Annotated in this window: 15 protein-coding genes, 1 tRNA gene and 5 pseudogenes; 15 read left to right on the plus strand and 6 right to left on the minus strand. The window is 56.5% G+C overall.

The features are described from left to right. On the plus strand, nucleotides 1-113 hold a 113-nt coding region (locus IGW03_RS36045), incomplete at its 5' end, for an integrase core domain-containing protein (protein WP_194726863.1). A gap of 57 nt (nucleotides 114-170) precedes the next feature. Here IGW03_RS36045 and IGW03_RS38530 read toward each other — a convergent pair. Further along, a pseudogene (locus tag IGW03_RS38530) lies at nucleotides 171-342 on the minus strand (IS1595-like element ISCARN94 family transposase); the annotation flags it as partial. Nucleotides 343-426: 84 nt separating this feature from the next. On the opposite strand from IGW03_RS38530, the gene IGW03_RS36050 reads away from it, so the two are divergent. The 4 genes and pseudogenes from IGW03_RS36050 to IGW03_RS39195 form a co-directional block, all read left to right on the plus strand. Next, nucleotides 427-849 carry a MarR family winged helix-turn-helix transcriptional regulator gene (locus IGW03_RS36050; protein WP_228536310.1) on the plus strand — a complete coding sequence of 141 codons (423 nt, stop codon included), beginning with the start codon at nucleotides 427-429 and terminating at the stop codon, nucleotides 847-849. 39 nt (nucleotides 850-888) lie between these two features. Continuing rightward, nucleotides 889-1,968 carry an HlyD family secretion protein gene (locus IGW03_RS36055; RefSeq protein ID WP_057292182.1) on the plus strand — a complete coding sequence of 360 codons (1,080 nt, stop codon included), beginning with the start codon at nucleotides 889-891 and terminating at the stop codon, nucleotides 1,966-1,968. 9 nt (nucleotides 1,969-1,977) lie between these two features. Continuing rightward, complete coding sequence (locus IGW03_RS36060; RefSeq protein ID WP_194727209.1) at nucleotides 1,978-3,522, plus strand: DHA2 family efflux MFS transporter permease subunit; 1,545 nt, start codon at nucleotides 1,978-1,980, stop codon at nucleotides 3,520-3,522. A gap of 80 nt (nucleotides 3,523-3,602) precedes the next feature. Next, nucleotides 3,603-3,692: pseudogene (locus IGW03_RS39195) on the plus strand (hypothetical protein); the annotation flags it as partial. 8 nt (nucleotides 3,693-3,700) lie between these two features. Here IGW03_RS39195 and IGW03_RS36070 read toward each other — a convergent pair. Next, nucleotides 3,701-3,937: a hypothetical protein gene (locus tag IGW03_RS36070; protein ID WP_194727221.1), complete on the minus strand. Its 237-nt coding sequence runs from the start codon at nucleotides 3,935-3,937 to the stop codon at nucleotides 3,701-3,703. Here IGW03_RS36070 and IGW03_RS39200 point away from each other — a divergent pair. Beyond that, on the plus strand, nucleotides 3,824-4,069 hold the full coding sequence (locus tag IGW03_RS39200; protein ID WP_369122967.1) for a universal stress protein: 246 nt from the start codon (nucleotides 3,824-3,826) through the stop codon (nucleotides 4,067-4,069). The genes IGW03_RS36070 and IGW03_RS39200 overlap by 114 nt on opposite strands. Nucleotides 4,070-4,152: 83 nt before the next feature. Here IGW03_RS39200 and IGW03_RS36075 read toward each other — a convergent pair. Together IGW03_RS36075 and IGW03_RS36080 are read right to left on the minus strand one after the other, a co-directional pair. Then, a pseudogene (locus IGW03_RS36075) lies at nucleotides 4,153-4,275 on the minus strand (transposase); the annotation flags it as partial. A 111-nt stretch (nucleotides 4,276-4,386) separates the two neighbouring features. Then, nucleotides 4,387-4,515: pseudogene (locus IGW03_RS36080) on the minus strand (type II toxin-antitoxin system mRNA interferase toxin, RelE/StbE family); the annotation flags it as partial. A gap of 462 nt (nucleotides 4,516-4,977) precedes the next feature. Here IGW03_RS36080 and IGW03_RS38535 point away from each other — a divergent pair. The 7 genes and pseudogenes from IGW03_RS38535 to IGW03_RS36120 all read left to right on the plus strand — a co-directional run bounded on the left by IGW03_RS38535 (nucleotide 4,978) and on the right by IGW03_RS36120 (nucleotide 10,876). Continuing rightward, a pseudogene (locus tag IGW03_RS38535) lies at nucleotides 4,978-5,905 on the plus strand (ISAzo13 family transposase). A 305-nt stretch (nucleotides 5,906-6,210) separates the two neighbouring features. After that, complete coding sequence (locus tag IGW03_RS36095) at nucleotides 6,211-7,212, plus strand: helix-turn-helix domain-containing protein (RefSeq protein ID WP_194727211.1); 1,002 nt, start codon at nucleotides 6,211-6,213, stop codon at nucleotides 7,210-7,212. Nucleotides 7,213-7,226: 14 nt separating this feature from the next. After that, nucleotides 7,227-7,496, plus strand: a complete 270-nt coding sequence (locus IGW03_RS36100) for a hypothetical protein (RefSeq protein ID WP_228536311.1) — start codon at nucleotides 7,227-7,229, stop codon at nucleotides 7,494-7,496. Between the two features lie 101 nt (nucleotides 7,497-7,597). After that, entirely contained in the window at nucleotides 7,598-8,356 is a 759-nt protein-coding gene (locus tag IGW03_RS36105; protein WP_194727212.1) for a GIY-YIG nuclease family protein, read from the plus strand. A 251-nt stretch (nucleotides 8,357-8,607) separates the two neighbouring features. Continuing rightward, nucleotides 8,608-9,165 carry a hypothetical protein gene (locus tag IGW03_RS36110; protein ID WP_194727213.1) on the plus strand — a complete coding sequence of 186 codons (558 nt, stop codon included), beginning with the start codon at nucleotides 8,608-8,610 and terminating at the stop codon, nucleotides 9,163-9,165. A gap of 326 nt (nucleotides 9,166-9,491) precedes the next feature. Beyond that, entirely contained in the window at nucleotides 9,492-9,641 is a 150-nt protein-coding gene (locus tag IGW03_RS36115; protein ID WP_194727214.1) for a hypothetical protein, read from the plus strand. Nucleotides 9,642-9,700: 59 nt separating this feature from the next. Beyond that, nucleotides 9,701-10,876: a hypothetical protein gene (locus tag IGW03_RS36120; protein ID WP_194727215.1), complete on the plus strand. Its 1,176-nt coding sequence runs from the start codon at nucleotides 9,701-9,703 to the stop codon at nucleotides 10,874-10,876. A gap of 311 nt (nucleotides 10,877-11,187) precedes the next feature. On the opposite strand, the gene IGW03_RS36125 is transcribed toward IGW03_RS36120, so the two are convergent. Then, nucleotides 11,188-11,270, minus strand: a tRNA-Trp gene (locus IGW03_RS36125). A 148-nt stretch (nucleotides 11,271-11,418) separates the two neighbouring features. Between IGW03_RS36125 and IGW03_RS39205 the strand changes: the two genes are divergently transcribed. Next, a complete protein-coding gene (locus tag IGW03_RS39205) occupies nucleotides 11,419-11,526 on the plus strand; it encodes a helix-turn-helix transcriptional regulator (protein ID WP_194727220.1) in 108 nt (35 codons plus the stop codon). Between the two features lie 172 nt (nucleotides 11,527-11,698). Then, on the plus strand, nucleotides 11,699-11,953 hold the full coding sequence (locus IGW03_RS36135) for a hypothetical protein (protein WP_194727216.1): 255 nt from the start codon (nucleotides 11,699-11,701) through the stop codon (nucleotides 11,951-11,953). 119 nt (nucleotides 11,954-12,072) lie between these two features. Here IGW03_RS36135 and IGW03_RS38540 read toward each other — a convergent pair. Beyond that, nucleotides 12,073-12,278 (minus strand): hypothetical protein (locus tag IGW03_RS38540; RefSeq protein WP_228536312.1); only part of this gene is annotated, 206 nt, incomplete at its 5' end.

A 12,278-nucleotide genomic window follows, 5' to 3' on the forward strand; every position in this document is an offset into this window, starting at 1 on the left:
AACTGGATCGCTGGTTCGACGATTACAATGAGTCGCACCCGCACAAGGGCTTAAAAATGAAGTCCCCACGGGAATTCATCCGCGCCCAATTAGCCGCAGGGTGTCCGATTTAATAGGGGCAACTCCAGCCGTGATCTTTGCGTAGCGTGGGCGGCCGTTTCGGCGGTCGTCGACACCGCCGCCACGAAGGACTGCTTGTTCGGCCTCGAAACGCCGCGCCGGCCAGGGCGTTCGCCGCCCAACACGGCATTGTCGATCGGCTATGGCCGTCATCAGCTTGTACTTGACCAACCAAGCGGTCGGGTAGGAGACGCCAAGCTGGCGCTTCAGGCTCAGCGCCGAATTCCGGTTGCGCCGACGCTCGCCTTGCGTGCCACAAAGTGCTCAATATATAATAAGCAATGCTTACTATTTCGGTGCTTGGACATGGAGCGTGACAGTCTCGGTTTTCTTCTGGCGGACGTCTTTCGCCTGTTTCGGCAGAGCTTTCGGCGGCGCCTTGAAGGGAGTTCTCTTACCCTGGCGCAGGCTCGGGCGCTCGTTTACCTGTCTCGCCATGAAGGTGTTCGCCAAGTCGATTTGGCGGAAATGTTGGAAGTGCAACCCATCACGCTCGCCCGGTTAGTCGATCAACTGGCGGATGCCGGATTGGTCGAACGTCGCGCCGATCCCGCAGATCGGCGGGCATATCAGATGTTCTTGACGCCTGCCGCCGCTTCCCAGCTGGCCGCAATCACGCAGGTCGCTGCGGCGATCCAGGTCGATGCCCTGCGCGATCTCAACAAACAACAAGCCGCCATGCTCTTCGTCGCACTGCGCAAGATGCGCGACAACCTTGGCTCGCGGTGACAACCCGCGAAACAACGCTATTCCTGGAGTCACCCGTTCATGAGCAATGCATTGATCGACAACGAAACAACCATCGCCGAAGTTGTACGACCACCCAAGCGCCGCTTGAAACGGCTGATCCTGCTGGTTGTGGTTCCATTGATCGCCGCGCTTGCAGTCGGAGTTGTGTACCTCAAGGGCGGGCGCTACGTCGAAACCGACAATGCTTATATCAAGGCGGACAAGGTTCCCGTCAGCGCCGAGGTGTCCGGCACGGTCACGGATGTGCTGGTTGATGAAAACCAATCCGTCAATGCCGGCCAGCCGTTGTTCCGGCTCGATCCTGCGCCGTTTCAGGTAGCCGTAGCCAAAGCCGAAGCCAAATTGGCGCAGGTGCGCACCGATCTGGCAGCGCTTAAAGCGAGTTACCGCGAGAAACAGGCGGAAATCGCGCTGGCGCGAACCAAATACGCCTTCTCCCAGAAAGACCAGCGACGCCAAGCCGATTTGGTGGCCAGGAATTTCATTTCCGCTTCCAAGTTCGACGATGCGAAGCAAAGCACCGACCTCGCCGAGCAGCAAATCAGCGTATTGGACCAGGACCTGAAGCGCATTGCGGAAACCTTGGGCGGCAGTGTCGATTCACCAGTGGAGCGCCACCCAAGCTATCGCGTCGCGCTGGCTGAACTGGAGCAAGCCAAGCTTGATCTGGCGCGGGCCGAGGTACGCGCCCCGCTGCCCGGCATCGTGAGCAAGCCACCCAAGCCTGGGCAGTATGTCGCCGCCGGTTCCATAGCGTTGGCCTTGGTGGTCAGCGGCAACTTGTGGGTCGATGCCAATTTCACCGAGACCGATCTCACCTACGTTCATCCGGGCCAACCGGTCACCATCCGTGTCGATACCTACCCCGATGCGGCATGGAAGGGCGTGGTGGAAAGCCTGAGTCCCGCCACAGGGGCGGAGTTCTCGGTTATCCCGGCACAGAATGCCACCGGCAACTGGGTCAAGATCGCGCAAAGGGTGCCCGTGCGGATCAAGATCGAAGCCGCTCCGACCATGCCGCAACTACGCGCAGGGCTGAGCACCATCGTGGAAATCGACACCGGCCATCGCCGTCGCGTGCTCGGTTTCTCGCTCTGAGATCAAGCAATGACTGCCGCCACAGCCGCAAACCCGGAAAGCGCACATCGTGGCTTGGTCACCGGGTCGGTCATGCTGGCGACCATCATGCAGGCTTTGGACACCACGATCGCCAACGTTGCGCTGCCGCACATGCAGGGGACTATGGGCGCGACCCAGGATCAGATTACCTGGGTACTGACCTCCTACATCGTGGCGGCGGCGATCTTCATGCCCCTGACCGGTTTCCTCTCGGCGCGCTGCGGACGCAAGCGCGTTTTCATGTGGTCGGTGGTCGGCTTTACGGTGGCCTCGATGCTGTGCGGCGCGGCGCAAAGCCTGAACCAGATTGTGCTGTTTCGTCTGCTGCAAGGGGTATTCGGCGCGAGCCTCGTGCCGCTGTCGCAGTCTGTGCTCCTCGATACCTATCCGCGCGAGCGCCATGGATCGGCGATGGCGATGTGGGGCGTGGGCGTGATGGTGGGGCCGATTCTCGGCCCCTCGCTCGGCGGCTGGCTAACCGAGTATTACAACTGGCGCTGGGTGTTCTATATCAACCTGCCGTTTGGTGTGCTGGCCTGGCTCGGACTGGCAGCGTTCGTGCGTGAAACGCCGATCGACCGCACGCGACGCTTCGACCTGCTCGGCTTCGCGCTGCTGAGCCTCGGTATCGGCGCGCTGCAGATGATGCTGGATCGCGGCGAATCGCTCGACTGGTTTACCAACCCGGAAGTGGTGATCGAGGCCATGCTCTCCGGCCTGGCGCTCTATCTCTTCATCGTTCACATGTTCACGCACGAGCATCCGTTCATCGAACCCGGGCTGTTCAAGGACCGCAACTTCAGCGTCGGCCTGCTGTTCATCTTCATTGTGGGCGTCATCCTGCTCGCCACCATGGCCTTGCTGCCACCGTTCATGCAAGGCCTGCTGGGCTACCCTGTGATCAATGTCGGCTTTCTGCTGGCCCCGCGCGGCGTGGGCACCATGATCGCCATGATCGCCGTGGGTAAGTTATCCGGCAAGGTGGACGTGCGCTACATGATTTTACTGGGCCTCATGCTGACCAGCCTGTCCCTGTGGGAGATGACCAATTTCAACACGGATATCGACGGCTGGGACATCGTAAAGACAGGCATTACACAGGGGGTGGGGCTGGGGTTTATCTTCGTGCCGCTATCCACCATCACCTTCGCTACCCTGGCGCCGCATTACCGCACTGAGGGCACGGCGCTGTTCAGCCTGATGCGCAACATCGGCAGCAGCATCGGCATCTCGGTGGTGATGACCTACCTGGCGCAACGCACGCAGGCCAATCATGCCGCGTTCGCCGACTACATCAATCCCTTCAATCTGGCGCTGAGGCAGGCGGTTGAGGCCGGCGCCTACAACCTGAGCACGCCTCAGGGGCTCACGGCAATCAACGGCGAGGTGACGCGCCAGGCCGCCACGCTGGCCTATTTGCAGGACTTCCGGCTGATGATGTGGATCACTTTGGCCGCCATCCCGCTGATAATTCTGTTGCGGGCATCGCCGAAGAAAGCTGCAGTGAACGAGGTGCACGCGGCGATGGAGTAACGGCAGCACTGCCGAATGTGCGACTGTAAGCGCCTGCTAAATCGCCGACATACTTGTAACGCTATCGGAGGACAATGCGCATGTTTGAGACTATCGTTTTCGCCTATGATCGCAGCGCCGAGTGCCGGGATGCGCTCGAGGAGGGGATCGCACTTGCAAGCCGCTTCAACGCTCGCTGTCACTTGCTCGCGGTCGTGCCGCCACTGTCCCCTACATCCTGGCCGCCGGCCCGCTGTCTGAAGACCTGTCGGAAAAAGACCGGGCCTACTTCAGCGCCGTCCTCGAGAAAGGCCTCGCACGCCTGCGCGAGGCGGGATTGGACGCCGCCGGCTCCATCAGTATGTGGGAAGATCCGGCCGAGGCCATTGGCGCCTTCGCTGGCAAGGTCGAAGCCGACCTCGTTATTGTTGGGCACCACCGCCGCTCAGCCCTTGATCGCTGGTGGCGCGGATCGGTAGGCCATTCCTCATCGACCAACTGCCGTGCAGCCTGTTCGTTTCCATGCCGCGCGAAGCGGCAAACCACTCTTCTTGACCATTTCTCGTAGAGAGTCGTAATCGAGCGCATCAGTCGATTTACGGTAATCGGAACAGAGCATGATCAAGAAGACCCGCCGCGCGCGTTCCTGCAATCGTCGGAGCAAACCGGGCAGCGGTAGCCTTCCGGCCAGCGCATCGCCATCACGACCGCTTCGCATTGGTCCTCGGTTCCATAGCGCTTCTGAAACTCCGGCATCGACATTCCTGCTTGCATTTGTACTCGGTTGATTCCCACGCCTCCTCAAGAAAATGCGCCTATTTTCAAGGCCCTACTCGCTCACCACGTGAGCCAGCGGAGCTTCGTTGCTAATCAGGCAAAATTGCGTTACTCAAACAACTCGGCATGTGTGCCTGTGCGCACGAAGACAATCAAACCGGTTTTGCCGCTGTCATCAAGCTTATAGGCCAACAGGAAGTCTCCGCCGATGTGACATTCCCGGTGTCCATCCCAATCGCCACCTAGGGCTTGTTAAAAAACAAGATGGTGATTTGGCGGTGACAGGTGCACAATAGAATTCATGTCACTGGTTTCGCGAAGGAGACCGCCATGACTCATTCGCCTGTACATCATTGCGAATGCCCGCTTTGCCAATCACCAGCGCGGCATCCGGATCAAGCCTTTCATCATTACATTAACCTCTTTCTCAGCCGGCTCAATGAGCCACAGCGGCGCTGGTTCGTGGCGTTGGAAGCCCTGCGTGTCGGCCATGGCGGCAAGCAGTTGCTGGCGCAAATCACCGGCATGAGTCCGACCACCATTTTGCGGGGGCGTCGTGAACTTGAGGCAGATCTGGCCGGTTGCCCGGATTTCCATTTGCGCGTGCCAGGCGGAGGCAGGCCTACCGCGCAGGAGCGCGATCCCGAATTAGAGCAAGCCCTGGAAACCGTGCTGGCGTTGGAAACGGCGGGCGATCCCATGGGGCGGCGTCCCAAGGCCAAGCGCAGTTCATTACAGCACCTGAGCGCAGCACTGAAGAAAAAGGGGCATGCTGTCAGCCGTCCGACCGTTTCAAAACTGCTGCGCAAGCTGAAGTATTCTCCGAAGGTCAATGCGCGGCGTACCGAAGTCCGAGGCGCTTCTGTGGTCCAGCGCCATGAGCAGTTTGACCATATCAATGAACAGCGCGAGGACTTTGGCACCACGGGGGATCCCGTCATCAGTGTAGACACGAAAAAAAGAGCTAATTGGCGACTTTAAAAACGCGGGGAGAACTTGGCGCAAGGTGGCGGAGCCTGTGCTGGTACATGACTGGCCACAAGATGCGATTGGCCAGGCGGTCCCCTATGGCGTCTATGAAGTCAATGCCAATCAGGGCTTTGTCTGCGTTGGCGATTGCTTTGACACGCCACGCTTTGCGGTTGAGGCGATTGGCGACTGGTGGTTCTTCGAAGGACAGAAATGCTATCGTAACGCGCATCGCTTATTGATCCTCGCCGATGCAGGTGGCTCAAACAGCTATCGATCACGCGTATGGAAAGCACAGCTTCAGGAACTCAGTGATATTGCGGTACTGCCGATTACGGTGTGCCATTATCCGCCGGGTTGCTCCAAATGGAATCCGATCGAGCATCGCTTGTTCAGCCATATCAGCATGAATTGGGCGGGAGTGCCGCTGCGGACGTTCGACACGATGATGAAATACATCGAAGGGACCGAGACACGCACCGGATTACGGGTCAAGGCAATCCTTAAGCGGGGTGGCAATGAACTGGGTGAGCGCGTCTCGAACGACCAAATGCGGTCCTTACGCATCGAGCCGCATGCCATTCGCCCGCCGTGGAATTATACGATTAGCCCACGTCCAAGAAGCCCAGAAGAATCTGATCAACTTATTTATTGCTAAGCCCTACTAGACGATTGGAACGTCCACTTGCTATCCTATTTGTAGCTGACCTCAGCTGATGAAATGTCCGTTACCACGGCCTATGAACGGCTACAGCAAATCCTTGATTGATCTGATCCAGGGCTGACTTTGGATGCGACGTCGGTCGTTATCTGTGGTCGCCACTTCACTATTGATAAAACACGTTATCAATAGTAATTCAGCTTTCCAATGTAATATTCCATTCATTCCACACGTATATCATTGACAAGTGCGTCATCGATGGCTATGCTTTGGTTATTCCAACAATGACACACCAAGGGAATATGGAAAAATTCACCAAGCACGCACTCCTGGACGAGCTTAAGACCGCGCTCCTTAACTTCGCTAGCAACATCGAAGGAGCAGCCCTTTATAGCAACGCCGCGCGGAACATGCTCGGTCTGGATCCCGAAGCCCGGCCTTTTGGTTGTTATCTGTCTGTTGAGGAAATTGATACCGATAAATACAGCCTGTTCGCCGTCATGAGCGAATTGTATGACTACGCCATTGAAGCCAGGCGCCGCGTCCGTTCGGAATGGGAGGGGCAGTTTAATGACATCTATCTCGTCCTTCGCGCCATGCAGGCGTTCGATCACATGGACGCTGTGAATGAATGCAAAGTGGACCGCGCGCTCTACGTCGCAAAACTGGCCAACGCTCGCTTCCGCCTCGATGACAACAAGGGCGAAGTTGTTTCCACGCCCATGTCCGACGGTCAAGTGTACAAGGGCGTGCTGAGCTTGAGTGAGGTCGCGCTGCTCGCGGACATGGATGAGAAAAGCGTGCGCAACGCCGCCAATCCAAACACCAGGAACCCTTTGAAAACATTCAATGAGGGTAATGGCACGTATGTTCGCGCAGCGGACGCCCGAGCGTGGCTTGCAGGGCGCCGCGGGTTTAAGCCAACGGAGTTTTTTGATCCGGAAGTGGATCGGGACATCGCCACCGTTGGCTTCAAATCCACGGGCGACCTGGGCAAATATTTGAAGGGACGCAGGGAGCTCGCCGGCCTGTCGATCGTCGAGGCGCTTGCATCGGCGGGACTGAGCGCCAGTCTGAAAGGAGACCTCCAGGACCTCGAGGAGGACAAGGGTTTCTATTTCGATGAGGAGGTCTACATGCGCCTCGCCCACGCCTATGAATTGGACGCAGAGGCCTTTGTTCGCGCCGGATACGCATTGTATGAACAGCGCAGAAGGGCCGAATTCGAGAATGGCATGGCCATGCTGAAGCAAAAGGTTTTGCAACAGGAGAAGCGGGAAACAAAAGAGCCAAGCAACCCATAAGCGAAGGAGAAGTCATGGATCTGACAAAACACGCGAAGAGCCGCCAACAACAACGCGGCATTCCTCCCATCATCATCGACCTGCTACAAACGCATGGCGCTGTTGAGCGCGCCGGCAAGGATGCGACCACCTATTATTTCGACAAGGCTGCGCGCCGCAAGGTATTGGCTTACGCCGGCCGGATGTCCCGCGCGATCGAGGAGTTCCTTGACTATTACGCGGTGGTGGGTGATGACGGGCGCGTCATTACCGTGGCGCCGCGCATCAAAAAAGTCAGGCATTGAAGATCGGGAAGCGCCGCCGGGCTTGCTGTTTTGACTTAGTTCGCGGTAGCGGTTTTTTGTCGCGGTGCTCAATGGCGAGCCAAACAAAACAAGGAATCCACATGCAAAGACTCTACGAAATCGGCTTTGAATTGTGCGGACGATGGTTTCTCGATGGCGAGCAGCTTGGCCTTGAACTGAACCACCTGGCCGAACGCCAGAACGTGCTTTACGCGTTCATCAGCAATGAGACTGTGAAGTACGTTGGCAAAACCACCCAGACCCTGCAGAGACGGATGCTTGGCTACCAAAGACCCAATGGCAGCCAGCGAACAAACTGGCGCAACCACGAATCCATTCTGGACATTCTGAAGCGCGGAAGTTCGGTTGACATCCTGGCGCTGGCTGATACCGGGCTGCTGCGGTATGGCGCGTTCCATCTGAATCTGGCTGCCGCGCTGGAGGATAGCATCATCAGCGTTCTCAACCCCACATGGAATGGGGGGCGATCCAGCGCTGTGATCGAAACGCCTGAGGAGTCGAACCCGCCGGACAATAGCAAGGAAGCACAATTGGAAGCGAACGCGATATCGAGTGCCAAAAGCTTTCCGCTGACGCTTCAGGAGACCTATTACCGCACGGGTTTTTTCAATGTCGGAGTCCCCTATTCGAACTACTTCGCTGGCGACCAAGCGAACGTCACAATCCACTGTGGCACGGAAAAACTGGTCGTGCATGCAAAGATAAATCGGACCGCCAACACGAATGGAACCCCGCGCATTATGGGTGGAGTAGCATTGCGGGAATGGTTTCAAAAAAAGAAACCAATGGATATCGTCGCCGTCACCGTGCTCGGTCCTAACGCCATAACGATGTGCTAGCCGACCGGGTACGCAAGGTTTTATAGCCACGGGCGAAAACGTATGCGGGTCTTGGTCAATACAGCATGCCAATATCTTGCGGTGTGGTCGGGGCGTGAAATCATGTTGCCGGAATAAGTAGCGCGGTAAGAACGATGGCTTGGGCGTGCGCTGCGGCTGCTAAAGCAATCACTGAATACCTGATTGGATCCAATAGCTGAAGGATAGCTACCAGATACCAATCTGGTATCCGATACTAGGAGAAGACCGACATGTCAGAATACGCACGTGGCAAAGCGCGCCTTGCCACGGTTGCCCTCGCAAGCGACTCAACCCATGAGGCGCAATATCCAGTGCGGGCGGCAGACAGGCTTGTGGCCATTGCGGGAGAATTGCGCGACGCCGCCATGCCGCTTACACGCCGGGTGTCAATCACCCTTCAAAAGGTCGCCGCCGCTGGTCTGCGCAATACCGACGCGTATGGGAATGACTGGCCGTCGAACATTGCAGCCATCTATCGCATCAATTGTGGTGCCGATATGGCCGCGCAGCTGTGGGAGATGGCATCCGCTGAACAGGCTAGGCGTGTGGCCGATAGCGTTAGTCATCGGCAAGCCAACCCCGGCACCAAACTCAAGCACGCATACGATATGGCACGCCTAATCGGCTGGGAAAGCGGCAAGACCTGCTTGTATGTCGGCAGGTCCGACAAACTGTCCAGCCGCCTGCGTCAACACTTGGGGCCGCTGAGCAAGAATACCTTCGCTATGCACCTGTCGATGTGGGTGCCGCAGGCGCTCTGGGTCGAGACGGTGGAGATCGAATACTGACCGCTGAAAGAACTGGGCTTGAGCGATGTTGCGGCCCAAGCGCTCGAAGATTGGATGTGGGAAGACACCGCGCCAATTTTCGGCAGACAGGGAGCGAAATAGCGCCTTGCATCACTCTGAATCCATGTACTCCTGCGGCGTCCGGTTTCATGTCCCTATATGTCCCATCTAGGGACATGACTTTCGTTATCGCTCATACTATTGTTGAGGCCGTGGCGACAAGCGTTCCTGACATCGAGCGAATGTGCCACTCCCATTCAGACTCTCAAATAGGAGGCAACATGGCCGGAAAAGGTAGCGGTAAAGGTGGCACAGGAAAGGGCGCAATGACGCCCACTAGGGCATCGGCAATTCAAAGCCGTGCCATGAAGACAGCGGGCACGGTACAGGCCGGCAGCTTCCCGGCGCGGGCCCAGCGCGCTGCGGCAATCAATGTCAACAACGGTGTCGTGTCAGCCAATTCCAGCAAGAAGTAAGAGAAAAACTGCCGCAACCTTAGATAGGATTGCGGCAGTTTCACTGAAAGGATTTCAGCATGCCGAGAGAGGCTATTCAACTGAACCCAGACAAGGTCAAGCTCCAGATTGCGCGTTCGGGTATCCCTATCAAGCAGTTATTGAATGGAATGACTAGCAAAACCGTTCATCGCATCAAGGCGGGAAAAAATACCACTTGGGCGACAGCTCATAAACTCGCTACTGAATTGGGCATCACGATTGCAGACATGATGGGTTCGGTCACTACGGAAGAGATGGATGGTTTCCTGCCCGAGCAATGGCTTTACGATGAAGCGCCGGCGCCGGACGGAATACCCCACTATGTTCCTTTTTGGACAGCTATTGAGGGAGGGGCAATGCGTTACCTCGTCAACCGGCCTCCTATCGACTTCAAAAGTCCGATCGAACAATTGCTGGAATGGTATGCCCCGCGTGGCCGGAAGATTGTTTTGCGTAAGGAGGATCAGGCATTTGTGTTCGAAATCCATTATTTCGAGTATTTGCCGGACCGAAGACAGGATGTCGTCTATCAAGCCGGCACTGCTTGCCGGTTCTTCCCATTGGCACGTAATGGGGACACTTTTGCCAAAATTGAGTTAACCGACATGCTCCATCGGTACGTCTGGAAAAGACTCAAGCGACTGGCGTTGGACAACGCTGAAATCGTGTCGATTGAAGGCGACGATTATCCCATCCACCCATACGTCTACTTTCCGCTGGTGCGCTTCTACCAAGGAACGATACTTAAGCGGGTAGCGCTGGGGGCCAGGATCTTCGAACAACTGCAGGCCGATTTCAAATGGTCGATGACTGATTACCTCGACGGCATAGACGCTGGTCGAGTTCGCGCGAAGACGACTTCGTCCGGGATCGCGTTGACGGTGGAGCCGGTTCGTCCAGTCATATACAAGATGGGATGGCGGGAGGAAGTGCTTGAGATTGAAGTGGACCTGGTCTGGCGTACGCCGGATGGAAAGCTGGTCTTGGCGCCCTGGCGTCAAAAACACCGCGAGGAATTTGTCGAGGCAATTGCTGCCCGAAAGTGGTATGAGTGCTATTCGCGCGGCATGCCGATCCGGTACTTCCCTGAGAATGACGCGGAAGATCCTGATCCCCCGCCTTTTGAGCCGGACCTTTCCTTATCGGCGGACACCATCGCGGCCATCAATGCAATGGATTATCCAACCCTGTTTGGCTCTCTCTGGGACGACTGATGCGTTACTGCAAAGACAAGCAGATCGATCGCTATGTTCATCAGCTGATGGGAAAAGGATGGTGTTTTTGGCACGGAACCAAGCATGGACGGATGCGTTCGCCTTCAGGCAAGACGCTGACCGTGCCGTCCACGCCAAGCGACAGGCGCGCAGCTCGCAATTTCATTGCCGAAGTGCGGCGGATGACTCGGTCTCAATGCCTAGCGCAATCCTTCAATACAAAATAATCCATTGAGATTTGGTCGAGCCGTAAACCGGAAAAGCCCCTTCATAGCTATCCGAGGAAACAGATAGTTATGAAGGGGCTTTTCCGGAGGGTGCGGGATTCGAATCCGCGGACGGTTTCCCGTCAACGGTTTTGGAGACCGACGTCATAGACCGCTCGACCAACCCTGGGAAACGTCGCGAGCGGCGCTTTCCGTGATCGGCATATCCAGAAGATATGTACGGATTGAAATAGTTCAATGAGGAAAGTTAAAACTTTGCACATGCGTGCAAATAAAATTACCGACAACATTATCCAGCGGCGATAACAGCTTGGTCTGACACAAGCCCAGCTGGCTGAAGGTACCGACCTGAGTCGTCGAACCATCATCCATCTTGAACAGGGGGAGAAGACGCCATCGCTTGCGCATGAAAAAATATATTGAATACGAAAATCAATTAATAAATTCAATGGTGAGAGTCTTCAAAAAATGCGCGTCTGGTAAATGCGATTCCTAATTTGAGCACGTCCGCTTGGAACAGGTCGGTGTCGCAAGCATGAAGAACACACCTTCCCTACTGGTGGACATAACAAATCAACCGTTTAGGAGCATGACCATGAATGACCATTTGCATCCCGGCCGCGTCAATGAGGCGTATGACGCGATCCTTTTCCATTTCTTCGAACTCGATATAGCACCAGGCCACCAAACAAGTATTCACCAGTTCATCGAACTGATAGGCCTTTACCGGGGCGGCTATTTCGAAGCGGCGCTGCAACGACTGCTCGACGACAACCATGTCGAACTGGTGAGGAGAGGCGCAGCCTTGCTCTTGCAGCCGTCGGGCTACGCGCTGGCCAGAGGCGAATAACAAAAGGCCCCTTGCGGGGCCTTTTGTTTTCCGTTGAATCAGCTTCCCTGCTCTATCTCTTCACCAGGGTCTGAATGCATAGCGCAAACGCGGCGGCAAACGCGCTCGCTGCCGTGGGGTCATAACCACTCAAGACACGGCAGAGCGCCACGCCCATTGACGCCAGTGTCAACAAAAAGGCCATCCATTGGTAAGCGCTCGGCGAAGGCACCTTGAATCGAAACGCGCTGATCGGCGAGGATCGTGTCCACCAACGAACGAAATGGACACGTGTACATCATGGAAGAGAGTGCTGAGGTAAAACCGACCCGCCGCCGACGGCATA

Origin of the sequence: Noviherbaspirillum malthae, from assembly GCF_015352985.1 — a bacterium.
Lineage (GTDB): Bacteria > Pseudomonadota > Gammaproteobacteria > Burkholderiales > Burkholderiaceae_D > Noviherbaspirillum > Noviherbaspirillum malthae.

Bases quoted from the DNA above. Each gene is read 5' to 3' on its own strand.
- IGW03_RS36050 (WP_228536310.1), top strand. From the start codon at position 427: ATGGAGCGTGACAGTCTCGGTTTTCTTCTGGCGGACGTCTTTCGCCTG.
- IGW03_RS36055 (WP_057292182.1), top strand. From the start codon at position 889: ATGAGCAATGCATTGATCGACAACGAAACAACCATCGCCGAAGTTGTA.
- IGW03_RS36060 (WP_194727209.1), top strand. From the start codon at position 1,978: ATGACTGCCGCCACAGCCGCAAACCCGGAAAGCGCACATCGTGGCTTG.
- IGW03_RS36095 (WP_194727211.1), top strand. From the start codon at position 6,211: ATGGAAAAATTCACCAAGCACGCACTCCTGGACGAGCTTAAGACCGCG.
- IGW03_RS36100 (WP_228536311.1), top strand. From the start codon at position 7,227: ATGGATCTGACAAAACACGCGAAGAGCCGCCAACAACAACGCGGCATT.
- IGW03_RS36105 (WP_194727212.1), top strand. From the start codon at position 7,598: ATGCAAAGACTCTACGAAATCGGCTTTGAATTGTGCGGACGATGGTTT.
- IGW03_RS36110 (WP_194727213.1), top strand. From the start codon at position 8,608: ATGTCAGAATACGCACGTGGCAAAGCGCGCCTTGCCACGGTTGCCCTC.
- IGW03_RS36115 (WP_194727214.1), top strand. From the start codon at position 9,492: ATGACGCCCACTAGGGCATCGGCAATTCAAAGCCGTGCCATGAAGACA.
- IGW03_RS36120 (WP_194727215.1), top strand. From the start codon at position 9,701: ATGCCGAGAGAGGCTATTCAACTGAACCCAGACAAGGTCAAGCTCCAG.
- IGW03_RS36135 (WP_194727216.1), top strand. From the start codon at position 11,699: ATGAATGACCATTTGCATCCCGGCCGCGTCAATGAGGCGTATGACGCG.